The sequence below is a fragment of the Allocoleopsis sp. genome, assembly GCF_036703385.1.
Lineage (GTDB): Bacteria > Cyanobacteriota > Cyanobacteriia > Cyanobacteriales > Coleofasciculaceae > Allocoleopsis.
In genome coordinates this window covers 1-23872 of sequence record NZ_DATNPA010000674.1, presented here as the reverse complement: position 1 = coordinate 23872, position 23872 = coordinate 1, and the positions used below count along the sequence as shown (strand labels likewise).

Below are 23872 nucleotides of genomic sequence, written 5' to 3'. Positions count from 1 at the left end.
CAGAGTATTCTACTTTTAGCTTAAATCGCGAGAAGCCCCACATCTGATCCGTTAGCGAAGCGAGGCGTTAGCCTAGGGCAGTGTGGGATGAATCGCAGGTCAACTCTGTACCTCCGTTGACCAAATGATGCTAGATTTATTTATAGCAAATCAGATTCACTCTAAATGATCAAAGTCGTTAAGGTCAGACTTTATCCCAATCCACGGCAACAGCAGTCACTAGAACAATCCTTTGGTAACTGCCGTTGGCTGTGGAATTATTGTCTGAACTTGATGAACCAGACGTACAAAGAGACAGGCAAAGGACTGTCAGGCTATGACGTTAAGAAGTTAATTCCACAGTTAAAGAAAGAGCATGACTGGTTGACCCTGACTTATTCCCAGTGCTTACAGCAAACTTGCTTGAATCTGGGAGTAGCCTTCAATAACTTCTTTGAAGGAAGGGCGAAATACCCTAACTTCAAATCAAAGCACGGTAAGCAGTCAATTCAGTACCCTCAAAACGTTAAAGTTGCAGATAAGCATCTAACAATTCCTAAGATAGGTGATGTATCGGCAACCATTCATAAAACCATTGAGGGCAAAGTTAAGACTGTAACTATTTCCAAGAACTGCTCTAATCAGTACTTTGCGGCTATTCTATTTGATGATGGTTCTCGAAAGCCACAATCAAGTACAGATGGAAAGGCAATAGGCATTGATTTGGAGCTGACTCATTTTGCTGTAACTAGCGATGGCTCTAAGTTTGAAAACCCTCGTATACTCAAGTTACGCGAAAAAACTTTAAAGCTCAAACAGCAGCAGCTTTCTAGGAAACAAAAAGGCTCTAACAACCGCCATAAGGCAAGAAAAAAAGTTGCTAGAGTTCATAGAAAAATTACAAACTGTCGTGTTCGCGTAGCGTCTCGAAGAGAAGATTTTCTGCACAAGCTATCTCGTAGGATAGTCAACGAAAACCAAGTTATTGTAGTGGAAAATCTCAATGTTAAAGGAATGATGCAAAATCACTGCCTAGCTAAAGCTATTCATCAGGTTGGTTGGGGAATGTTTTGTACCATGCTCAAATATAAGGCTGAGGGAGAAGGGAAGGTTTATCAAGAAGTTGATAGATTTTTCCCCAGTTCTAAAACTTGTCATGTATGTCTTAATCAAGTGGGTAGTCTACCACTAAATGTAAGGCATTGGACTTGTGAAAATTGCCAAACCAAGCACGACAGAGATATCAACGCAGCTATTAACCTTCGAGACGAAGGACTACGAATTTTGACCTCTGGAACGGGGGATAAAGCCTGTCGCCCAGATGTAAGCCGCAGTAATAGAGGACGGAAGAAATCTACTACTACGCTTTCTGTTGGGCAGGAAGCCTACTGTGTACGCGAAGCGTCACTGTAGGTAGTTCACACCCATCAACTCCCCGATGAGCAATCCACTACCATAGGATTGTTAGAGTGAGTTTCTACCTTGCCCCATGTTCAGGGAAAGAGATTGTTCTTATCCCGAAGAAGCGATCGCTCTTGGTAAAAAGAGTTGGGGAGGCAAAGCCATAGAGGAAGACCCCAAAATGCTCTAGTTCACTACCTGTTAACTCGGATGAGCCTTTGCATTAATCCTAGCTGCTCAAACATCGACAATCGCGACACCCAGCTGTTCTGTCAGAACTGTAGCTCAGAGTTATTGCTGGATGGTCGCTATCGAGTGACGCGCCAGCTGGGAAGTGGTGGCTTTGGCAAAACCTATGAAGTGAGCGATCGCTCTGGCCCCCCTAAAGTCCTCAAAGTTCTGACGAATAATCATCCCAAGTATGTCGAACTCTTCCAGCGAGAAGCTCAAGTCCTGGGGCGACTCAAGCATCCTGGTATTCCTCAAGTAGAACCCAACGCCTACTTCGTTTTCCTCGCTCGAAACAGATCAGAGCCATTGCACTGTTTGGTCATGGAAAAGATTGAAGGGTTGAATTTAGAGCAATATATCCGACAACGGGGCAATCCTATCGATCATAAATTAGCACGTCAATGGCTGATCCAGCTGGTCACGATTCTAGAGGAGGTACACAGTCAAAACTTTTTCCATCGGGATATCAAGCCATCCAACATTATGCTTCGAGCCGATGGTCATCTAGTTTTAATTGATTTTGGTACGGCACGGGAAGTAACACAAACCTACGTGACCAAACAAGCCACAGGTGAAGTTACGGGGGTGATTTCAGCCGGTTATACTCCACCAGAGCAACTCAACGGACAAGCTGTGCCCCAATCAGATTTTTTTGCCTTGGGACGCACTTTTGTTTATCTACTTAGTGGCAAAGACCCTGGTAAATTGTATGACTCCTATGCCGATGAGCTGAACTGGCGTGACGCCGCTCCCTATGCTTCCCCCCAATTCGCAGAGCTCCTTGAGCGCATGATGGCACGTTTCCCCCATCAGCGTCCTCAAACCGCTAAGGAGATTTTACAGCAACTCCAACAGATTAGCAGCGATACCTATATACCCCATCTCTCTTCCCCAAAAACGCTCCCTGTCGCTCCTGGCCCACAATCAACCGAGGAACTGAGGCCACACAGACCTGTATCACCCTCTCCCCCAAAGCCGCCCATAAATCCATTATCGGAAACCTCCCTGGCACCGACGCCGCCAGCCAATCCGGGCAACTCATCAGCTCCCACGACACCAGCTCCAGCACCACGCCCTCTCGATCCCAATTTTATCCGTCGTTGCCAGCAGGAACTTGCGGAGTACATTGGTCCAATTGCTGCAATTATCTGCCAGCGCACACTAGCTCAAAATTCTGGAGTTTCGCCAGAAAAATTTGTAGAGGCACTCGCTAAAAAAATTCCCAACCCGAAACATGCCCAAGAGTTTCAGCAGCGCTTACTTTGATAAGCTGCTCCGCCTCGAGTTTGCACTAGTGCTGTTGACAAAAATCTTGTAGGATGGGCATCTTGCCCGTCCCGACTATGTAATTTAAATGTGGAATAGCTTATCACTCTTGTATTTCTGTATTCAACATATTCATCGCCATTTCTAAGCTCACTTTCATCCGATTCAGAGAGGCCGCCAATATACCAATTTCATCATGGGATGAATGTTCAAACTCTCCCTTCATGTCGCCAGTACTGACTTGTTTCGACAACTGAGCCATCCGCTTCAGGGGTTTAGTAACCGCAAATTTGAGAAATAGATTAATAATAATCATGGCTAGTAGAAAGAAAACACTCAGACTGCCAATCACCAAAATTTGTAAACGCCGAGCTTCATTAAACACTGCGCTGGAAGGTACCGATATGATTCTTGCACCAATAATTTCATTGAGTTTCCAGCCAAAACCGTTATCACGCCCGTAAGTAGCCAGTTGGCTTTTAGGAGCCTGTTCAGGAGTACTGTGGCAACGCAGACAGCTTTGCTCAGAAATCACAAGAGGACGAGCCACATAAAAGAGTTCTCCACTCGGAAGAGAACGAAATCCCGTTACTTCTTTCAGTGCTGATTGATTGCGAAACTTTTCAACAATAGAGCTTTCAAAGGAATCGGTTTTATCTCGTGGGTTCGTTGGATTCAACGTCGCTTCTTTATAAAAGAAGTTACTGTATTGCTCACGTTTACGTAATTTCTCGAAAACTTCACGCGCTGAGTAGGCTGGTACAGTTTGAGGGATAAACCAGTCTTCCCTTTCTAAACGAGGAGCTAATTCAGGATTAACTTGAGTCGCTGTATAGTCACGGACAGAACTCATTGTTTCAAGCAGAAGAAAAGCTTGGGAAGCTACTTTTTCTTTAGCATTATCTCCTAGAATTTTAGATAGAGCTAAGCCACTGGTTCCAACTACACCTAAGAAAATCAGAAGCAAAAGTAAATTGAGTTTGGTACCTAATTTGAGATTTTTGAACATCTGAACCTCCTTATAAAGATAATTTGAGGATTTTTAAATCCAAGATTTTACTCAATCGATAGTAAAATGACTACCTGCTTGCTCTGTTATACAGTAAAAGCTTCAAGGCTAAATTCCTTTATTCTTTAACTATGTTTTCACGCCGTCTATTCCTGTGGCAGCTGCTAGTCCTCCTGACAGCTTGTAAAACAACCGAAAGTTCCAAGCTAGAGAAATTGAGCATCGGGGTTGTCAGTTACGGTGGAGGCGATCAATCGATTGAGCAATACTCCCCGCTTGTTCAGTACTTAGAGGCTAAACTCAAGATGATTATAGAGTTAGAACCTGCCTATAACGAAATCAAGGCGCTTGAACAGATTAAGCGGAGAAATTGGTCTTTAGTCTTTGCACCTCCTGGCTTAGCGGCGATCGCTATTTTCGAGGAGCAGTATTCGCCAATTTTTCCTCTAGAAGGAGTGACAAACACGCGATCGCTAATTGTGGTGCGCGAGGAAAGCCCTTTTAAAAAATTAACTGACCTTAAGCGCAAAGCGATCGCGTTAGGTCAACCAGGTTCAGCTACGGGCTATTATCTACCTCTTTACAATCTCTATGGTCTTACTCTAACCGAAGTACGGATTGCGCCCACACCAAAAACAGTTCTTGAATGGATTGACAAGAAAGAAGTAGCGGCAGGGGCTTTATCTTTAGCTGAGTTTGAACGTTACCGCCAAGACTTTCCGCAGACGAAATACCGTGTTCTTCACACTAATTCGGTTCCTCCAGGTGCGATTATCGTAGGGCCAACGGTAGAACTATACCAACAAGAGCGAATTCGTCAGGTGCTAGCCTCTGCTTCCCCCGATGCGATCGCAGCAGTTGGATACTTACCCAACACCAAGGTTCCTGATTATAAACCATTAATGGAAATAATCGCAAAAGTTAGACCCATCGCGGAAAGGACGAAAGACAAGCCTGCCTATCTCCATAAATAACAGACAGCAGCCTTCTCCTAGGAAACTAGAAGGTAGAGCAGGGGAAGCACCGGAACTCATACGAGGACGTTAGCCCTTCGCTGCTACCTGGGGGCTTCTAAGAGATACGAATTAGCAAATTCTGAAAAAGTAATAAAATCTCCTTGTGTTTTGAGCGATATCAAATACTTTTCTAATCGCTCAACCATTTCACGTCCAGAGCGTTTTTTAATAAAACCGGGTAGTTGGAATTTATTAATATCTGTAAACTCCCAAGGATGAAAATATATACAAAGGTAAGAATCGTTTTCCAGGGTAATCTGAGAAGCGAACTGAATCCAAAATAAAGGAAAGTTTTTAAAGCTCAGCCAAAATAGGGGAAATCGAATTCTAGGTGTTACCGAAACCGGGATATTGAACACTTTGTTTGAGTAATAGGCTGTTCTTTTTTTGAAAAAATTATTATATCTACCTGGAATATAAGTAGGGTTCATTGAAGAGTTATACTTATAACCTGCTTTACGGATTTCTCTATCATCAACCTCCCTAAGCCGAGCCATTCTAAATCCAATAACACTTTTATTGGTTATTTGTTCTAATGTTTTTCTTGATTTTTCTAAATCTTCCAAACTGAATGACGCATGGTAGAAACCATGAGAAGCAATTTCATGCTTCTGGGAAATTTCTCGGATAATTTCTTCGTGATGAATAGCAAAATTAGCTGTAACAAAAAACGTTACTCTTATCTCTAACTTTTCCAGAAGCGGAAGAATTGATTTTAATCCTTGTAAAGACACCTCAAACTGAGTTTTTTTATCAATGATTTGTCCATATTCTTCGGGTATATCAAATTCTTCGATATCAAAACTTAACAGTACAGACTTCTTCATATAAACCTAGACTATCATTGATTTTGATTTGAAGTAGGCTCTGCAACATCCTGATAGAATCTATCAATAAATTGACTTTTGAGACTTTTGCTAAATGAGTGTTGGAGACAATAGCTGGAATCTCACCAATTTTATATCCTCTCTTTTGGGCTAAGTAAATGAGTTCAACATCAAAGCAAAATCTTTGTATAGTTTGCTTTTCAAATAAGTTTTTCGCGATATCTCTTTTAAATCCTTTTAGTCCTGCTTGCATATCACTAAAGTGTAGCGATAAGATGCTTTGAGTCATAAAATTAAACGTTTTTCCAGCGAAAAGCCTAATCAAACTGACCCGCTTAAAATTATCAAAAATTAGATTCCTGCAACCAATGACTACATCAAATATTTCTAATTTATCAACTAGAAATTCTAGATGGGTTAGAGAATAAGCTAAATCACTATCTATAAAGCAAATATAATCTCCAATACTCGATTCTACGCCTTTTTTTATAGCATACCCTTTACCTTTATTTTGATCATAAGAAATTAGCTCTATTTGATTGCTTTCTGCGTCGTCTATGTATTTTTTTAATATATATTGACTTCCATCTGTAGAGCCATCATTTACAAAAATAAACTGATAGCAAGGGTAATTCATGGAGTATTCTAAGACAGATTCAAATGTAGAACCAATATACTTTGATTCATTATAAACAGGTAAAATAATTGATGCCTTAACCATATATTATTGCCTCCATATACATTACTAAACAATGAATGCGTTAATTAGTTAATTAAAAGAATTTATTTTTTTGCTCTAGAATACACTGTACTGGCAGTACAATCAATCCTTTAATGAGAAAGAAAGAAAAAAGACGAGAAACTAGACGTTTAAAGGAGATAACAAAAGAATAAAGCGATTTTAGGTGGAGTAGCCGCTTGGGTCAGCGATCGCATACGGTACTAGATTGACACTCCCTAGACTTTAACAAAGTGGAGTCTAGGGACGCTCACTTGCTTCCCTTATGATCTTTGCCGTTAGGGTCGAGGGGACACGGAGACGCTCCAGAAAATGAATGTGCTACGTATAGAATGCAACTGGGTATAAATTGGCATGTAGGCTTCAACTTATCTTATGATGCGTAAATATACTCATGCCAATGGGAATAGCCAACCGCCGCCGGATTTGGGACAAGAGAGGGAGGTTTTGAGCCGTTTTCAAGAACAACATGAACTGATAATCTCTACTTAAGTCTTGAGCGTTGCCCATGCTTGGAATCTTCAACCCTTATCTGTTCTCCCAGTTACTCCCACTTATTGTCTCTGCCTTTGTGGGTATTGGTTTCATCCTTCTGGCTTATTCCTTTGCCGTGCCTGTTGCATAGTGGTAATCAGTTTTGATCTAGCGTCGTACTATAAATAAATGCGCCAAGAACACAACAAGCTCGTGCGGGATGATATTCCGGAAATTATTCGCCAAGCGGGGAATCAGTGCGAAGTGGAAACGATGTCTGAGGCGGAGTTGAGGCAAGCGTTACGAGAGAAACTTCTGGAAGAAGCACAAGAAGCAGCGGCTGCCAGTCCGGAAAATTTAGTCAGTGAGTTAGCCGACTTGCAAGAGGTGGTTGATGCACTCTTAACGGTGTACGGGATTGAACGCGAAGCTTTTGTCAAGGAACAACGACGCAAGCGAATGGAACGGGGAGGTTTTGAGCAACGTATTCGGTTGTTATGGACTGAGTCTTCGGAAAAAATATAGCCTGTAGGGGTAGGGCACGGCTGTGTCTTGATCGGTAAGGAAAAGGCAAAACGGTATATTCAGATGTCATTGACCGCAGAAAATCAGGGTGTTGCGGATGATTGCGATCGCAATTATCCGCAAGCACTACTAGAACTCGCTGAGTCCTATCTTCGGGAGTCCGTCGCGCCTGTGGCCTCAGAGATTGATGACAATCCAGAGGCGTTGAAACAGGCGCTTCAGGGAATGGGCGATCGCTCCTTACTGGCGCTACGGGTTCCCAAAGTCTGGGGAGGTGCTGGAGTTAGTGAAGTAACCTATCGCCGCTTCCAACAGCTAGTCCCCCGTTACTCTGGCGCTTTGAATTTTCTGCAAACTCAACACCAGAGCGCAGCAGGATTTTTCACCAACAGCGAAAATGAAGCTTTAAAACAGCAATATTTGCCCTATATGAGTAAAGGTCAGATATTGGTCGGTATCGGCTTTTCCCATCTGCGCCGCCCAGGTGACCCTATTATCAAAGCTATTCCCGTAGAAGGCGGGTATCACCTCGGAGGAAAGGTGCCTTGGGTAACGGGTTTTGGCTTCTTTCAAGATTTTATTGTGGGTGCAGCCCTTCCGGATGGTCGGGCGATTTATGGGGTTGTGCCGTTTGTGGAAACAGTACAAGAGACTGGGGGAACCATTGCCTTTAGTGAACCTATGCAAATGGGAGCCATGTCTTCAACCAATACCGTCACTGCAACGCTCACTTATTGGTTCTTACCCCAAAAGCGTGTCGTCTTTGTCAAACCGATAGGGGCTATTCACGAGAACGATAAAAAGAATGTTCTGCATCACGGTTTTTATTCCTTGGGGTGTGCCAGAGCGGGACTCGATATTGTAGAAGCAGCTTACCAAACTAAGCAACTATCCTTCATTAAGCAAGCGTTTGAGTCTCTTAACGAAGAACTTACCCGTTGTCAGTCTGCCATGATGCAGGCGCTGCCACCTGACTCCCAGACGTGGGAAGAACGGCTGCAACTGCGATCGTGGGCGATTAACCTGGCACAACGCTGTGCGAGTGCAGCAGTTACGGTTTCTAGCGGTGCGGCGAATTACCGATATCATGCGGCACAGCGAGTGTATCGAGAGGCATTGGTATTTACGGTTTCCGGTCAAACCACTGCTGTCATGGAAGCGACTCTCGCTCGGTTGGTGGTTTCAGAAGGTTCTGCATAAGTGGTATTAGCTCTAGAGATAGAGAAAGTTAGTGATAAATCCTTCAAAGTCCAGGCTAAAGCCCCCCTGTTTTTTGCAGAGGGGCTTTTTTTTGCAGTCTATGCCTCGTAGCAGGGGTTGGAAGTGGTTAAGGAAAGCCCAGAAGTCGGTAACAGCGATTTACTCGATTTTAGTGGGTGCTTCTTCTGCTTCCGCAATTATATCAGCGTCACATCCGACACAATACCACCCTACTTCCGAATCTTCTGTGAGTTTGATTTGAACCAAATTGGCTCCACATCGGTGACATTTCGGTATGTCCATAAGTTGCTCCCTGATAATTTGCTATATCTTTAACCTTACTTTCTCGTTGAGCCACCTCAAACACTCATTTCTCCTGTTGAGCACATCCTACTAAGGGAAGAACAGAGCGGGTGAATCCCAAGCATCCTCTGGGATGCACTCAATTGATGAGGTGAGAGTGCGATCGCTCTTTTTAGCTTAGTATTGGTTGGTTAGCTGGGCTGAAGGATGGGATTAGCTCTTTGGGCTACCACTGTTGCGATCGCGCACATCATCTATCTCAACCTCGCACTAGAATGAATGTTATTCACAAAGATATTTTGAAGGAAAACAACATCTGTGTATTTAAAGGATAGGAGACGTTCAGAAAACACGAATGGAAACAACAAACCTAATGGATTTAATAGCAGGTGGGGTAGCCCTGGCTGTATTAATTGGCGGTCTGCTCATGCTATTCAAAGGGATATTTGCATTTGGAGAGAAAGATAAATAAAGCCAGAGGCGCTTCTCAGGAGAGCGTTTGACCAAAAGGGGAGTAGAAAGTAGGGAATCGGGAATAGCGAAAGCGTTGCGAGGCGTTAGCCTGGAACGAGCTGTTGCCGATTCTTCTGATCAGAAATCCGATTTAAGAAGGGTACAAGCCCCCAATCTTGAGTGGCTGGTTTCAGGTGGGGTAAAAATCCCCTTACTGTTACCTACCCCATTCCCTACTCCCGATTCCCCTTTAACCATTGTTTTGTAGAGCGGATGCGAGTGTTCTCCAATTATCCGGAAGCCATTTACCCGGAGGCAATGCACAGAGCAGAAAAAATGCCCTCCTGCATTCACTCAAGAGAGCATCTAGTGCTTTTTGTCAATTAAACTGCCTAGCGGACTAATTGCCAGCTATCGGGCAGCATAACAGGCTGATATGGCATAGGCATGACAAGGATATGACGAATCTGCCATACAGCACCCTTCATTGAGTACGCCGCATCTCAATTGGGAAAGTCTGCACCAATGTTGTGTGCACCACTCCCTCATAAGTCGGTTGTGTCATATCGATCAGAACTACAGCGTTACGTCGATTTGGGGATAAACGGACTTCTCTAATTGAATATTTCTGTACTGCCTCGCGGTAATTGTTTAAGTCTCCGATGGTAAGTTGACGATAGTTGTAATTAACCACAAGCTGCATCGAAGCCCGCTCTGTACCAAAAGAACCTCCAGCTTCAACAGCAGGAATATACTTTTGTTGTAAAGTAATCTGCAATGGCTGCTTTGGATCATTAATCAAAAATTTATACATCTCGCTACCATCGGGGTTTGGTTTGCGATAAATCATTGGCAGTCGGATTCCGACTTTCAATAGAGTGAGCTGCAAATCATACCTAAGTGGTCCAGTCTTTTTGAGTAAGTCATCTCCCGCTGCTTTAGTCGTTAAAGTTGAGGCTGAGTTGTCATATTCGGTTTTGAGGCAGCCATTCCTCACGCAGGAGTTTGTTCCCACCTCGACAATTTGGATTTGTGCTGTTGGCACTTCTGTAACAAAGTTGCTAAAACTTTCCAGATAGAGATAGTAGCGGCTATCTGGAGAGAAGCCAGACATACGTCTAGAGGCTCTCAAGCTTGCAGCTAAGCTCTGTGAGCCAAGCAGGAGAATAGCAGCAGCAACCATCGACGATGAGACAAAGGAAAAACGTTTCATATTCGGAATCAAGTCCTGTAAAGGATGAGAAGATTTTTGCACTTTTCCCTTCATCCTTCCCATTTCAGACCTTTTAACAATCAGTTTCTAGAGTGCCTTAGCCTTTGGAGTATGTCAGTGGCAGCAAGCAGCAATCAAGTGGCTTGGGTTTCACTAACGTTTAACCCAACAAGCCAGCCAGAGAGTTGAAGCAACGTACCGAATGCTATTGGAATTATGCTGAATGGAGCCCTTGCTGTTGATCTTGCTTCCAAACGATATAAACAACTCAAATGTTGTTAATTTTTACAAAACTACAAGTGGATAGCCTTTTGTCCATTCACTTGAGCTAAATATCGGTATTTTTAATCTACTTTACTGACCCGGCTATCCGGATTTAATCGGTAACGCCTGAAAAGTTTAGTGAATAGACTTTTCTCAGGGTCATATAGCATCCCCATAAAGTGATACTAAAAAATATTTTTTCTATCCTTAAAGGTATTAAGAAAGTCTAGAATTTCAATCTAATGAAGAAGACATAACTAACCTTTTGTTTAATTAATAAATATCTTAATAAAAATAAATGTTTTCGCCTCACTTTTAGTGAAAAGTACTTACAATGCTATAAACATCTAGATTAGCCAGTCATTATAACCTTTTAAATTCACCTTAAAAGTAGCCCATTGATATTGATCGTTACAAAAATAAAATTTATTTTTTCAAATATTTTACTGATTAATATATGCAAATAAATTTACATTTAAAATATACATAATTCTCCCCAAACAAGCACACACAATCCGATAAAACTGTTAGAACTAAAAAGTAGATGCCTTTAAATTCAGGTCAAATAATGAGAAAAATATGACATTAGACTCCCCTGTATTCATGACCACGATGGAGAAGCGTGTTAACTTTAGCAGCGAAGATAAAGCGATTCTAAAATCTCACGCTGAGTGGGGAAAAGCCATAGCCCCTAAAATGGCGGAACATTTCTATGATTACTTGGGTCGTGATGCAGAAATGAAGGGCATTATGAATGCCAAAGAAGGACGTATGCATCGCCTACAGGAAACATTCATTCAATGGTTTGATGAAATGTTTACTGGTATGGATGACTGGGGAAGTGCCTATGCTGATCGTCGTTGGCGGATTGGTCTCGTGCATGTGCAAATTGGAATTAGCCCTCAACATGTTGTTCCAGCAATGGCCACCGTAGTAAATGAAGTTGGTCAACAAATGAAAGCAGATGGAAAAGCCGAAGAATTGCGGGATGCTTTAGGGCGAATTTGCATGATTGATTTAGCGTTTATTGAACAAGCTTACGTAGAAGTTAGTTCTGCTGCTGTACTCAAAGAAACTGGCTGGACTGAAGGTCTATTTAGACGTTTAATCGCAACTGGTGCAGGTTCTATGTAAATCTATTTGGGTCAGTGAAAAATACAATAAATTGACCACCTCTCATGATTGAAAATTAGAGTAGGAACACAAAAATGGCTATCAATTCTCACAAATTAGGAAATATTCTCCAAAACTTTGTCTCCCAAACTGCCGATGTTCAGGGAGCAGCAATGGTCACTCCTGATGGGTTACCGCTGGCGTCAAGCTTACCCGGAGGGATGGATGATGAACGGGTTTCAGCGATGTCTGCTGCTATGCTCTCCTTGGGTGAGCGTATTGGTCAAGAACTCGTCAGAGGTGATATCGATCGCATCTATGTTGAAGGAGACGAAGGCTTTAGCATTTTGACCAGTTGTGGTGAGGATGCGGTATTTCTTGTCCTTGCCGGGAAAGCTGCCAAGCAGGGGGTTTTGATGTTAGAAATTAAACGTGCAATCTCCGAACTCAAACCAGCACTATCGTAGTCGGTTGTTTTATCCTCCCAAGTACAACACGCTTCCCTTATCCTTCAATCGAATTGAGCAGGAAGCGTGGTATCGCAGCTGGTGAATTATCGTTGTTTTACCAGATCGACTTAATCAGGATAGCAGAGCTTTCATTTAGTTTTGTTTTGATACAATTTCTCAACTTAATTCCTAAATCTCGATTACTTTTTGGGGCTCAATCCAATGAAAACATTACGTTTAGTCGTAGCAGGAACTCCAGGGGCAGGAAAGTCTACCTTTGTACGGACAATTAGTGACATTGAAGTCGTAGATACAGACCGTAGTGCCACTGATCAAACAGCGCTATTGAAGCCAAAAACTACCGTTGCCTTCGACTATGGTCGATTTGTATTCGGTTCCACCGTAGAAGTCCAAATCTACGGCACACCGGGTCAATCTCGCTTTAATTTCATGTGGGATTTTTTAATTCAGAGAGCTCACACCTATATTCTCTTAGTGGCAGCGCATCGACCCAACGATTTTCACTACGCTCGTCAGATTCTTCTGTTTATGAATCAGCGAGTACAAATCCCGATGCTGATTGGCATTACTCATAGTGATTGTCCGGGAGCCTGTAGCGCAAATGAGATAATGAGCCGATTGGGCTTTATGAATGATAAAAACCGTCCACCAGTCCTACAAATTAACCCCACTGAGCGAGGTTCAGTCGCGGAAGCGGTCATGGCGTCGATGGCTCTGCTTGTGGCTCAGTATAATATCCCTCAATCTACAAACAAAGGAGAAGCCAGTCCATCAACTCAGCCTAAAGCGAAGAGTCCCTATCAATTTCCCCTGCCGAACTTCTCACGCGGGCGCTAAAAACGGCGAATCACGTTTTAAAGTCAGCAAAGTTTAAATATCCAGGTGGATCGGGTAGCGGATACAAACTCCTCAAAAATGATGAGATTTAAAGTCATCCAACGTTCATCACAATCAAAAATCTCTAGAGGAGATTTGGCTCGCTGATGATGTAGATGTACAGATTTGCTTCGTTGCTTAAAAGTGGACGGGGCATCGATGGCTAAATAGAAGGGGGAAGTAAGCAGTTCTTACTTACGTACAAAAGGCAGTGTACTGTATTCTAGGGTGCAGTAAATCCTATTAGGTGAAATTCCAAGAATTCGATCTTTTGGTCAAAAACGGGAATATCCTATGAATTTTGTGTGGTCTTTATACCATCACACCAGATATCTATTGATTTGTTGACTTTTTAATGATCAAAAAGAAAGATTAGGTCATCTTTGGTTCTATGAATTCAGATTATTTTATTCATAGCCAAAAAGGGTCTAAAAAATATTTTTATGCTTTATTACAATTTCAAATAATTAGCTTAAAATTAATGCTTTCTTTAAGAAGAGATATACACATTACTCTGTTTTTTTGTTAGAACTGGATCAAGGAGATAGATTTCTCCTCCCGCTAAAGAAGAGAGAAAGAGTCTGATACTTTAGTTGACCATTCCAGCTTTCAAGATAAATATCTGGATTGCAAAGACAATTTTTACCTAGTATTGCGGAAAAAACAAGACAACGAAGTGTCTCAAAAGCTGCATTAGTTTTTTCTGTACTCAGGGTATAAATAACAAAGTCAATTTGGAAAACAGACTTAAAAGTTTTTACCGGATAACGTAAATTTTGCGAGTAAGTAATACTATCTTACAAACAAAATAGAGACTAAGTAAAACCAAAGGGTGTATTTATGTAAATACTAAGTAACCTGAACATTTAGGACTTAGTACTTCTTTAAACCTGTCCACGGAAATCGCAGGAAATCAAGATTATGTCACTTGCTCAAAATGCATTACGTCAAGAACTCGGTGAGCTCAGCAGTGTCGTCTGTTTCAAGGCAGTCGTTGTTGGTGTAGAAGAAGCCCTTGGAGACAAAGCCGCTGCGATCGCATTAATTTCAGCGGGTCGTCAACGCGGTAAAAAGTTAGCTGAAGAGCTAGGTGTAACTAAAAAAGGTGAAGACATGTCTTTGCCTGAAGTCGCAGAAAAACTCCAGTATGCCCTAGGCAAAGACGGCACTCGTTTGTGCGTTGTAGACAAGGTTATCCAAGACGGAGAAGTCTACAAAGTTTATACTCGCGAAACTGTTTGTTCAGCCGGTGAAGAAGAGGGTTCCACACGGCAGTGTACTTTTACTTTAGGCGCGATTCAGGGATTTTTAGAAGGGTTTTTAGGTAAGCGCTTACGGGGACAGCATACAGAGTCAGTTTTGCGTGGGGGTAGCCATGATGTCCTAGAGTATACAGTTCTAGGTTAAACAGAAACTTCCTAACAACTTCCTTTGACGTAAGTCCAAACTGGCCCTGATTTTAGACAAATTTTAGGGGCCAGAAAAATCAAAAATTTGCCGAAATATACTTTATAAACTTAAATCAGGAATCCCACAATGGCGATTAACTCTCAAAAAATCGGTCACGTCCTGCAAAACTTTGTGACGACGACCGCTGACGTTCAAGGCTCAGCATTGGTTACTCCTGATGGGTTACCCCTGGCTTCAAGCTTACCCGGAGGGATGGATGATGAACGAGTTTCAGCCATGTCTGCTGCCATGCTCTCTTTAGGTGAGCGCATTGGTAAAGAACTGGCTAGAGGTGATATTGACCGCATCTATGTAGAGGGAAGTGAAGGCTTTAGCATTCTGACCAAATGTGGTGAAGAAGCGGTGTTTATCGTCCTTGCCGGAAAAGCCGCAAAGCAGGGAGTCTTGATGTTAGAAATTAAGCGTGCTCTCAGTGAACTGAAGCTGCTTGTGATGTAAGTCAGATTCTGTGTTGTAGACGATGCCTCCTGCTTAATCCATTCATTCTTGCAGGAGGCATTTACTTACATCTGTTGAGCCTTGTTGTTTAATATCAACTTAGGCTCAGAAGCGTATAGGAGTAGAAGCATCGGGAACTTCCCTAAACATAGAGGAATTAATCTATCAAGCGTGCAATCTTCCAATCCCGACGGAGCTTTCACTCCCCAATGTTGGGTAAGTTTTTGCGGAGCCAAAACTAATGAAAACCATGCGTTTAGTTGTAGCCGGGACTGTAGGCGCTGGAAAGTCTACGCTGGTACGGACACTGAGTGAAATTGAAGTTGTAGACACAGACCGTACTGCGACTGATGAAACTGCCTTATTGAAGGCAGAAACCACCGTTGCCTTAGACTTTGGCAGACTTGTGCTGAGTCCCAGCATGGATTTGCATCTCTACGGTACTCCTGGTCAGGCTCGCTTTGATTTCATGTGGGACCTTTTAATTCAAAATGCTCACTGCTATATTCTCTTAGTAGCAGCCAATCGACCCAATGATTTCAGTTACGCTCGTGAAATTATTTCATTTATTAACGAGCGAGTTGAAATACCAATGGTTATTGGTCTGACTCACATGGATTGTCCAGGAGCGTTGCTTCCAGAGGAGATTCTGACGAATCTGGGCTATGACATTCATGATAAGACTCGCCCCCCTGCTGTGAATATGAATCCTAATGATCGCACCTCTGTCCTCGAAGGGTTGGTTGTTTTAATGGGTCTTGTGATTGCAGGGAGTGATGTGAAATTATCCCATAGCCCCTGAAGAAGCTTATACCATTGTGGATGCAAGGATTTTAGATTTTGGATGGCACAAGCCTTCTAAAGGCAATGGTTTCAATCTATGATCTGTCGCATCCTCTGTTTAAATGGGTATTCAACACCCGTAATCCGTAATTATGATGACGTGGTGAGTGTTTGCGGCTCGGCTTCATTCCAGTGCGCTAACGCTTCGCGGCAAAGCAGCATACTGACGCAAATGCTCACTTTTACATTGAATAGTTTCAAGCCTTGCTTGTTTTCATAGTTCATAGTTTATACTTCATACTTCACACTTCAGACTTTGGAGCTGTTTCAGGGTGACTCAGTACGGGTGTTGATAACTGTGGCAACAAGCTACGGGAGCAAGAAATGGTTGAGGATAGACTAAGGTACGAACTGCACTTTCACGCCATTGTGCAAACTTCTGTCGTTCGTGACTCCAACAAAGTTACGCAGATTTTTCAGGAAAACTTAGCCCGCTTTACGTCCGATCCTCTGCATCAGCTGCCTGCCGATCTACCGGATTTTACAGGTCGCCAGGAAGAACTAGAGCGTGCGATCGCGTTGCTCACTACAGCAACGCCCAGTGGAGAGGCAGCGCAGGAGGCTAGCGCATCCCATGTTGGGATTACAGCGATTACAGGCATGGCAGGCGTAGGGAAATCTGCTCTGGCGATCCATGTCGCCCATCAGTTGAAACAGGATTTCCCAGATGCTCAGCTTTATGTCAACCTGCGCGGAACCGAAAGCCAACCCCTAGCTCCGCTGGACGTGTTGGCTGGTTTTTTGCGGGCTTGGGGTATGGATGACCCATCGATGCCTGACGAGCTGACGGAGCGATCGCAACTTTATTGTTCCTTCTTGGCTGGCAAACGAGTCTTGGTCGTCTTAGACAATGCTCACGACTCAGTCCAGATTCGTCCTTTGTTACCGGATAGCTCGTCCTGTGCGGTTCTAGTCACGAGTCGCAAACGCCTTGCTGCACTGGAGGAAGCGACTTTACTCGACTTAGACGTACTCCCAGAACCGGAGGCGCTGGAACTATTCCAGAGATTGATTGGGGTAGAACGGACTCAGGCTGAACCAGAAGCGGCTCAACAGATCATCCACCTTTGCGGTCGCTCTCCCCTAGGAATTCGGCTCACGGGTGGTACGATCCGAAATCATCCTCAGTGGCGGCTGGAAGACTACGTGCTTGATCTGACTCAAGAGCAGCAGCGCATCGCTCAACAGCGCTTAAGTCATCAAGATGTCCGAGCTAGTTTTGCTTCTAGCTTCAAGCAACTGGATGAAATCTCTGCCCGTCTCTTCCGCTTACTAGGGCTACTCAGGGGGCAAAACTTTTCGCCAACCATAGCCGCTGCCCTGTTAGAATTTGAGCCAGTCACCGCCGAGCAGTTTGTCAAATATCTAGTCGATTTGCAACTGCTGGAGCCAGCAAGTGTTGGGCGCTACTGTCTCCATGATTTGGTTCGCCTCTTTGCTAAAGAGCAATTAGCGATCGAAGAGCCTACGGAAGCGCGTCAGGCGGCTCGTCTCAGGGCGGCTCGCTGCTACATGGAAACGTCGGAGATTGTCAACCTGGCACTCAAGCCGGAGACTCGTCACTCTTTAGCCCAAGCCCTAATTGAAGGCAAACACCAATCCCTAGAAGCCGCAGAGCAGAGTTGGTTTTTAGGAGCCTTGAACTGGTTCCAGCTAGAGCGGATGAACCTATTGGCTGCGATCGAGTGGGCTTACCAAGCCGAGGCATGGGATATTATCGTCCCACTAGCCAGCAACTTAGTTAACTTTTTTAATATTTATGCGGATTACGCTGATTGGGAACGCACCCACTTGTTGGCGTTGGAAGCGAGTCGCAAACTGAGCGATCGTCCAGGAGAAGCTCAGACCCTAACGAATCTGGGCAACGTATACGCTTTGCACAGTGCCTGGGAGACGGCTCGCGAAAGCTATGAGCAAAGCATAGCCATCTTTGGCGAGTTAGAAGACCGCCTGGGACTGGCGAAAACAATGGGAAATCTGGCTAATGTCTACTGCCAGCAGGACGACTGGGAGAAGGCGAGTGAATTTTACCAGCAAAGTCGGGTGCTCTTCAGTGAGTTGGGAGACCGTTACGGAGAAGCTCAAACGCTTGCCAATATGGGGATTTTTTATCTCAAACAAAGCCAAGAAGCGGAGGCAGGCGTGCTGTGGCAGGAAGCTCTCACCAAACTGCCCCCAAACTTGCCCAAGTTTGAACGGGTAGCTGAGTGGCTTGAGTTAATCCAGAAGTCGAATCCCGTGAGCGAAATAAGTCAGGGTAGCGCACAAACGTCTGGCCAAACGGGTGTGAAGCTCTGGAGTCCGTTAGAGTTAGCAAGGAATGCTTTCCAGTGGTTTCGCAGAACTTAGGGGTAGGTACCAAGTACCAACGTCAGTTCGCAAATTCAGGACAGTACTGATTAATTGCTAAGGAGTAGATGATTTGCTGTTTAGCTACCTCAGTAGAGGATGAGTTAGAAGCGGCTAGGGCTCGTCTGCGGGTTAACTCGGCTCCCGTTCCGCCATATCTGAGTACGCGGCAGGTTGTTTTTGCGGAAGCGATCGCACTATCCCTTTGCTTTTCAGTATATTGGTTCAGTTGTTCCCTCACGTTAGGCGGATAATTCTTCGCCAGCGATCGGAAATTAGAGACAAATGAACCGCTAGGAGAAAGCACCGTTGGAGGAGTCTTGACGCACCAAGACGAAAGGTCTATAACCGTGCCGTCAGCCTGACGTAAATAACAGGGAGTATCAGGTTCTTGTTGCAGGCTATCAGCTTGCGGCGGTGAACTTTGCGCGATCGCTACTCCAGGTCGGAGAGTCGCGAGAAAGAAGGCGATCGTATACAGGATAACAGTACCTTTCATAAGCCTGAACTCGAGTAAGTCCGTTTCTTACCAGAATTTGGGTAATGGGTCATCTGTCATTGCTGAACCCATTACCCATTACCTATAACAAATTTTTCTCTGGGAATTGTTAAAGAATTGTAGCTATCACTTCTGTCAGCCATCACCCCAGGCTATACTTCCACCTATCAGTTTGTTAGAAAGGAAAATTTCTGAAAAACTAGCAACCGCTCAGTCTGTTATTCCGCAAAAATGTTATTGGCTGAGCTGTCTTTAACTTCATAAACCCTTATCTCTTGAAATAGCTGAGTCCTCTATCTAGTAATAGATGCCTATGCTAAGTCTGAGAAAATCTGCCATTCTTCTATTTCTAGGCTGTGGTTAGTGTTTTATTGATGCTTAGTTGTTAGGCATTCGAGCAAGATTCATAGAAGCGGAACTCTTTTCTAGAAAGGCGTTTAGCCATCTCTGTTGGAGGACGAAATAATCCCTGCGTTCATGGGTATAAATAAAGATGGATAAAAGAGAAGAAGCGAAATTTAAGAGGAAGGAACGACCGTTATCCTCTACTCAAACCAAAAAAGGCTAATATTTTTAACTTGGCATAGGAAGCCTAACGTTCGATTTTTTGCTTTTAACATATTAATGAGTAATTATGCCTGACTTAAAAAAATGTAACTCAAATGCATGTCAGTGAGCGGCGCAATAGCTGACTGAGAAAATTAACACTTTTCTACATACCAATCTTTAGGGAGCATATATGCATTGGCGTCAAAGGATTTTCCTGTTCATCCTAATTGTTATATCTAGTTTAGCTGCGGTTGTTCTCTCGAATATTTTGCTTCAACCGCAGGTAACGCTAGCCACTGAAGCGATACTCCAACCAGCCCCCAAGCAACAGCTAGGGAACTACGACTACTTTGGAGAATCTCTCACCCCGCAACAAGCTGCTCAACTGGTCCAAGATAAGGGACTTAACCCCCAAGATCCGGTTTCGTATCAACGGATTGGAGCCGTCCAAATTACTGAGCAATTACTGGCTCGCGGTGAGGATCTCTTCTTCAACCGCAAGATTGGCGATGCATTTGGCTTGCAGAGGGTATTTGGTTTTGGAGTAGGTGTAGCTCGCCTTGTGCCAGAGATTACCAAGGCAATGATTGACTTACAGGGTAAACCAACCAGTAACTTGCAAATTACTCTGCAAAAAGATGTCACGATAGGTAGTCGGACATTTCCCAAGGGAACTGTCTTTCCCACGGGTCTTGATGTGGAAAAGGGAGCGCTTTTACCGGTGGGATTGAAGCTCACTGGTGACCTGAGCTGTGCAATATGTCATGTGGTTGTATCTCCGACGGGTCAACGCCTGAAGGGAGTACCCAACGGAGACTTAGCCATTCCCTTTCTGATCGCTTTAGCACCCAATTCAGCAGCAGGTTTTGCTCGCTTGGAATTCAATCCGCTTGACCCCAAATACAAGGGCAATGGCAAAAAAATCATCGATAGCACAGGTCAGATCGTCGAATTGCCCGACCCCCAAAAGTTTGAGGCGGCTTTTGATGATGCTGTACTTGATGTGCCCTTTGGTAACTTTGAGAGTTCCCCCGATGCCATCAACAACACCACTCAAATTCCCACTAATTTTACGTTTAAGACTCGCCCTTTCTTGTTTGATGGTCAGTTTGCAGTCGGCCCTTTCGGTGGACTCACAGCACAAACCAATTCAGTCTACTCCTCTGAAATCAACCTGCTAGCGGGAGCTCAAATTAGTGCTCAAACCATCGGAATCGATCCGGAAGTTTATCTAGGAACTGTCCTCCAGAATGCGGCAGATCCGACGCTTCGTTTACCCAAGGGGGCACCTGTCAAACCCTCACAATGGCTGCGCCAAGTTGCGCCGAACCCCACGCAGGCAGAACTAGAAGACCAAATTCCCGCTCCTGGCACAGGGGTCTATCCTTCGCTTAAACCCAGCCTTTTCACCTACAACGGTCTTGTGTTGAGCCCTAACACCAATAGCCTCGATCGCGCCAAGGGACCGTTCTTATTCGGCATGAATGCTATATCTGCTTGGGAAAGTAGCCTTGTGCCACCACCCAATAAAAGCCCTGAAAACCAGCAAGCACTGGCTAATGGTTCTGTCAAGCGTGGTGCCCAAGTTTTTGAGCAAGCGGGGTGTATAACTTGCCACATTCCACCCTTCTTCACTGACAACAAGACTCACCCCAATAGTGAAATTGGTGCTAACCCAGCTCGCGGTGAGTCTCGCGTTGCTCTGAACGATTTGCTGGTATCACCGAAGCTCTACACCTTCAATACTCCCGTACCCATTCCGGCTAACGCCCAAGTCATAGACTTGCCAACTGAAGGCATTTCTGCCACCCCAACCACTTTACCCAATGGTCTCTTACCAGATGGTGGCTACAAGACCTTACCCTTACGGGGACTGTATCTCAGTGCGCCTTATTTACACGATGGTGGGGTAGCCGTGAGGGCAGGAGCGATTCAGGCTACGGCTAATGGTATTACAGTGCTTGACCCCAAGGGCTTAGGATTGGCGGGTACGCTCAGCCAAGGGATACCTGCTGAGAGTGCCAGCAGCTTACGGGCTTTAGTTGATAGTAAACTGCGTGCCCAAGTGATTGCTGTTAATAAGGCATATCCACCCTTAGTGCGAAGTCGCCTCGATGGTACGGGTCACAATTTCTATGTAGACGATCCGGCGCAGCAAACCGATTTGGTTAACTTCTTGCTAGCGCTGGATGACGATCCTGGTCAATTTTAGGAGCTCGATTGTTCGTAGGCTATTTTAGCGACAGCGTAACGTAGCATCCGGAAAAATGTGGTGGGTTATGCGTCTGCTTAACCCACCCGACAAATTTTGGTAGGGCGTTCATAAGCTAATCGTCATTTAATTTGCATCACCGCGTCTCCCCGTCTCCGTGTCTTTTGGGCAATCTACTTATGCAACTTGAAGGCACATCAGCTTAATATGAATGGCACTGACTTAAGCAAGAAGTAGTCGTTTTTTGAGAAAAACCCAGATTGGGGGGGCTCCCCCCAAACCCCCCACTGGGGGACGGAGTACCTACCTAGAGACCCCCTGCACAAGGGTTGGTTGGTGAGCGAGGAAAGTTTCTAAGTCAGCAGTGCCATTCAGCTTAATATCGTGCCCTTACGATTAAGCGTGAGTGCAAAGACAGGCATCGCGGCGAGGAAATGCTTGACAGCACTAAGGTTGATTTTGAATTTTGCCAAGCAAGTCAGTTCGTCTATCACTTCAACCATGCTGTGTTCTTCGATGCAGAATCCCTGTTCCCGAAAAAATTGTCTGGCGTAAGCCATATCATTAAAGCTGTTATCGTACATGGATCTGCCTGTAGCGTTAGCAATCTCTTGAAATGCTTTTTTGATCGCTGGGTTAGTCTGTCGCATATTGTACTGCTGCTTGGTGGTGAGGTCGGGAGTAATCCAAACCCCTCCGTAGCGGGACAGTACATCCCGGATATTCGCGCACACTCGCTCTTTTTCAGGAAACGTTAAGTATGATAGAAGCCCTTCACACAGAATTGTGACTGGGCAATCTTCCCGTAAGTAGTCAGCGTGAAGGGGAAATTCGCTGGGGATGTGGGTAGCATCGATCGCTCTAAAGTGGAGATTGGGACGATTGCCGATCAGTTTACTCACCAACTCTTTTTTCAGTTCAACCATAGCGGGTAAGTCACTCTCGACAAAGGTGATATCGGGATTCTCAGACATCACCATCCCACGCGGTAGCAACCCTGATGCCAGTTCGATAATTTGTGTGTAACCAAACTGAGTTATCAGCTGGTTGATGGCTTTGTATCGGGCTTCAGCCTGTAGCAGCAGTGGGAGACATCCTTCGAGATTTTGACCAAGATACTGCTCAACGAAGGCTTGAGCATTTACCAGTTGAGAAAGCTCAACAGCGTAGGGAATGTCGCTGAACTGCCGGAAGTAAGTCACAGCAAATGCTGTTGGACTGATTAAATCAAAGCTTTTTTCTGGGTGTTCCGGCATTAGGCTCTCCTGGCATGAGATTCGTAATCGGACGTAGAACTGGCTTAAGCAACGGCTAATCGGTCTGAGGTCGATCGCTCTAAGCTAGAATCTGATGCTAAACATCCATCTTCCATGTGGACGATGCGATCGGCAATATCCAGAATGCGATTGTCGTGAGTCACCATCAAAATGGTGCAGCCTTGTTCCTTGGCTAGACGCTGCATCAGTTCGACCACATCTCGACCCGATTTCTTATCGAGTGCGGCGGTGGGTTCATCTGCTAATACTAATTTGGGATGGCTGACTAGAGCTCGTGCGATCGCAACTCGTTGTTTTTGTCCGCCAGATAAGTCCTCTGGGTAGTAATTGATGCGGTGCCCTAAGCCCACTGCCTCCAGCATCTGAGCGGCTCTTGCTGGCATTTCTTTCACCGGAATATGGCTATGGAGTTCCAGCGACATCTGCACGTTCTGTTGTGCCGTCAAACTTTTGAGTAAGTTGTGCGCTTGGAAAATGTAGCCTATGTTACGGCGCACCTGCACTAATTGATTCTGGGTCGCTCCGCATAGTTCTTGTCCTAACACTTTGAGGCTACCATCGTGGGGCGATCGCAAACCACCTGCCATCGTTAGCAGAGTTGTCTTTCCTGAACCCGATGGCCCGGTCATAATTACGATTTCACCGGGATAAATTTCTAGGTTGATGTCAAACAAGGCTTGCTTGCGTAATTTTCCCTGACCAAAGTAGTGGTTGAGATTTTTAATGGCGATGACTGGCTGGGGTGACATAGGCTCTTTGAGGTTGGGGTTTGAGTGTTTTGGAGTTATTTTGTGCATATCGAGATAAATCTTGGTACTTCGTGATTTTTAAGAGGATTTATTTCTATATTGTATTAAGTTTATTTAATTAAAGTAA

23 protein-coding genes are annotated in these 23872 nt (G+C 44.5%); 15 read left to right on the top strand and 8 right to left on the bottom strand.

Annotated features, from left to right (window positions below):
* The first annotated feature begins 165 nt into the window (after window positions 1-165).
* Window positions 166-1392 carry an RNA-guided endonuclease TnpB family protein gene (locus V6C93_RS31840; RefSeq protein WP_333480692.1) on the top strand — a complete coding sequence of 409 codons (1227 nt, stop codon included), beginning with the start codon at window positions 166-168 and terminating at the stop codon, window positions 1390-1392.
* A 198-nt stretch (window positions 1393-1590) separates the two neighbouring features.
* Window positions 1591-2877, top strand: coding sequence for a serine/threonine-protein kinase (locus tag V6C93_RS31835; protein WP_333480691.1), 1287 nt, complete (start codon window positions 1591-1593; stop codon window positions 2875-2877).
* Between the two features lie 103 nt (window positions 2878-2980).
* Here the strand turns inward: V6C93_RS31835 and V6C93_RS31830 are convergent, their stop codons facing one another.
* Window positions 2981-3886 carry a c-type heme family protein gene (locus V6C93_RS31830; protein ID WP_333480690.1) on the bottom strand — a complete coding sequence of 302 codons (906 nt, stop codon included), beginning with the start codon at window positions 3884-3886 and terminating at the stop codon, window positions 2981-2983.
* A gap of 131 nt (window positions 3887-4017) precedes the next feature.
* Here V6C93_RS31830 and V6C93_RS31825 point away from each other — a divergent pair, with 131 nt between their 5' ends.
* Window positions 4018-4860 (top strand): phosphate/phosphite/phosphonate ABC transporter substrate-binding protein, encoded by an 843-nt coding sequence (locus V6C93_RS31825; protein ID WP_333480689.1) that lies wholly within the window; start codon window positions 4018-4020, stop codon window positions 4858-4860.
* 83 nt (window positions 4861-4943) lie between these two features.
* Here the strand turns inward: V6C93_RS31825 and V6C93_RS31820 are convergent, their stop codons facing one another.
* Both V6C93_RS31820 and V6C93_RS31815 read right to left on the bottom strand, forming a co-directional pair.
* Window positions 4944-5729 carry a polysaccharide deacetylase family protein gene (locus tag V6C93_RS31820; protein WP_333480688.1) on the bottom strand — a complete coding sequence of 262 codons (786 nt, stop codon included), beginning with the start codon at window positions 5727-5729 and terminating at the stop codon, window positions 4944-4946.
* The gene (locus V6C93_RS31815) at window positions 5701-6450 is read right to left on the bottom strand and encodes a glycosyltransferase (RefSeq protein WP_333480687.1); all 750 of its coding nucleotides are present in this window, start codon (window positions 6448-6450) and stop codon (window positions 5701-5703) included. Before V6C93_RS31815 ends, V6C93_RS31820 begins: the two co-directional genes overlap by 29 nt.
* Window positions 6451-7131: 681 nt before the next feature.
* On the opposite strand from V6C93_RS31815, the gene V6C93_RS31810 reads away from it, so the two are divergent.
* Both V6C93_RS31810 and V6C93_RS31805 read left to right on the top strand, forming a co-directional pair.
* Window positions 7132-7467: a nucleoside triphosphate pyrophosphohydrolase gene (locus V6C93_RS31810; RefSeq protein ID WP_333480686.1), complete on the top strand. Its 336-nt coding sequence runs from the start codon at window positions 7132-7134 to the stop codon at window positions 7465-7467.
* Window positions 7468-7530: 63 nt separating this feature from the next.
* Window positions 7531-8667: an acyl-CoA dehydrogenase family protein gene (locus V6C93_RS31805; protein ID WP_333480685.1), complete on the top strand. Its 1137-nt coding sequence runs from the start codon at window positions 7531-7533 to the stop codon at window positions 8665-8667.
* 159 nt (window positions 8668-8826) lie between these two features.
* Here V6C93_RS31805 and V6C93_RS31800 read toward each other — a convergent pair whose 3' ends face one another.
* Window positions 8827-8970, bottom strand: coding sequence for a hypothetical protein (locus V6C93_RS31800; RefSeq protein ID WP_333480684.1), 144 nt, complete (start codon window positions 8968-8970; stop codon window positions 8827-8829).
* A 355-nt stretch (window positions 8971-9325) separates the two neighbouring features.
* Here V6C93_RS31800 and V6C93_RS38570 point away from each other — a divergent pair, with 355 nt between their 5' ends.
* Window positions 9326-9442, top strand: coding sequence for an NAD synthetase (locus tag V6C93_RS38570; protein ID WP_349262896.1), 117 nt, complete (start codon window positions 9326-9328; stop codon window positions 9440-9442).
* A 27-nt stretch (window positions 9443-9469) separates the two neighbouring features.
* On the top strand, window positions 9470-9691 hold the full coding sequence (locus V6C93_RS31795; protein WP_333480683.1) for a hypothetical protein: 222 nt from the start codon (window positions 9470-9472) through the stop codon (window positions 9689-9691).
* Window positions 9692-9907: 216 nt separating this feature from the next.
* Here the strand turns inward: V6C93_RS31795 and V6C93_RS31790 are convergent, their stop codons facing one another.
* Complete coding sequence (locus tag V6C93_RS31790) at window positions 9908-10678, bottom strand: DUF2259 domain-containing protein (protein ID WP_333480682.1); 771 nt, start codon at window positions 10676-10678, stop codon at window positions 9908-9910.
* Window positions 10679-11479: 801 nt separating this feature from the next.
* Here V6C93_RS31790 and V6C93_RS31785 point away from each other — a divergent pair.
* The 7 genes from V6C93_RS31785 to V6C93_RS31755 all read left to right on the top strand — a co-directional run bounded on the left by V6C93_RS31785 (window position 11480) and on the right by V6C93_RS31755 (window position 18459).
* Entirely contained in the window at window positions 11480-12034 is a 555-nt protein-coding gene (locus V6C93_RS31785) for a protoglobin domain-containing protein (protein ID WP_333480681.1), read from the top strand.
* A gap of 74 nt (window positions 12035-12108) precedes the next feature.
* Window positions 12109-12480, top strand: a complete 372-nt coding sequence (locus V6C93_RS31780; RefSeq protein WP_333480680.1) for a roadblock/LC7 domain-containing protein — start codon at window positions 12109-12111, stop codon at window positions 12478-12480.
* Window positions 12481-12684: 204 nt separating this feature from the next.
* Window positions 12685-13320: a GTP-binding protein gene (locus tag V6C93_RS31775; protein WP_333480679.1), complete on the top strand. Its 636-nt coding sequence runs from the start codon at window positions 12685-12687 to the stop codon at window positions 13318-13320.
* 960 nt (window positions 13321-14280) lie between these two features.
* Window positions 14281-14766, top strand: coding sequence for a hypothetical protein (locus V6C93_RS31770; protein WP_333480678.1), 486 nt, complete (start codon window positions 14281-14283; stop codon window positions 14764-14766).
* A 129-nt stretch (window positions 14767-14895) separates the two neighbouring features.
* A complete protein-coding gene (locus V6C93_RS31765) occupies window positions 14896-15267 on the top strand; it encodes a roadblock/LC7 domain-containing protein (protein WP_333480677.1) in 372 nt (123 codons plus the stop codon).
* 241 nt (window positions 15268-15508) lie between these two features.
* Window positions 15509-16069 carry a GTP-binding protein gene (locus tag V6C93_RS31760; protein ID WP_349262895.1) on the top strand — a complete coding sequence of 187 codons (561 nt, stop codon included), beginning with the start codon at window positions 15509-15511 and terminating at the stop codon, window positions 16067-16069.
* A 365-nt stretch (window positions 16070-16434) separates the two neighbouring features.
* Complete coding sequence (locus V6C93_RS31755; RefSeq protein ID WP_333480675.1) at window positions 16435-18459, top strand: tetratricopeptide repeat protein; 2025 nt, start codon at window positions 16435-16437, stop codon at window positions 18457-18459.
* 22 nt (window positions 18460-18481) lie between these two features.
* On the opposite strand, the gene V6C93_RS31750 is transcribed toward V6C93_RS31755, so the two are convergent.
* Complete coding sequence (locus tag V6C93_RS31750) at window positions 18482-18958, bottom strand: DUF732 domain-containing protein (RefSeq protein WP_333480674.1); 477 nt, start codon at window positions 18956-18958, stop codon at window positions 18482-18484.
* A gap of 739 nt (window positions 18959-19697) precedes the next feature.
* On the opposite strand from V6C93_RS31750, the gene V6C93_RS31745 reads away from it, so the two are divergent.
* Window positions 19698-21719, top strand: a complete 2022-nt coding sequence (locus V6C93_RS31745; protein WP_333480673.1) for a hypothetical protein — start codon at window positions 19698-19700, stop codon at window positions 21717-21719.
* 371 nt (window positions 21720-22090) lie between these two features.
* Here V6C93_RS31745 and V6C93_RS31740 read toward each other — a convergent pair whose 3' ends face one another.
* Both V6C93_RS31740 and V6C93_RS31735 read right to left on the bottom strand, forming a co-directional pair.
* Window positions 22091-22975, bottom strand: coding sequence for a class I SAM-dependent methyltransferase (locus tag V6C93_RS31740; protein WP_333480672.1), 885 nt, complete (start codon window positions 22973-22975; stop codon window positions 22091-22093).
* A gap of 44 nt (window positions 22976-23019) precedes the next feature.
* Complete coding sequence (locus tag V6C93_RS31735) at window positions 23020-23745, bottom strand: DevA family ABC transporter ATP-binding protein (protein WP_333480671.1); 726 nt, start codon at window positions 23743-23745, stop codon at window positions 23020-23022.
* Window positions 23746-23872: the final 127 nt, after the last annotated feature.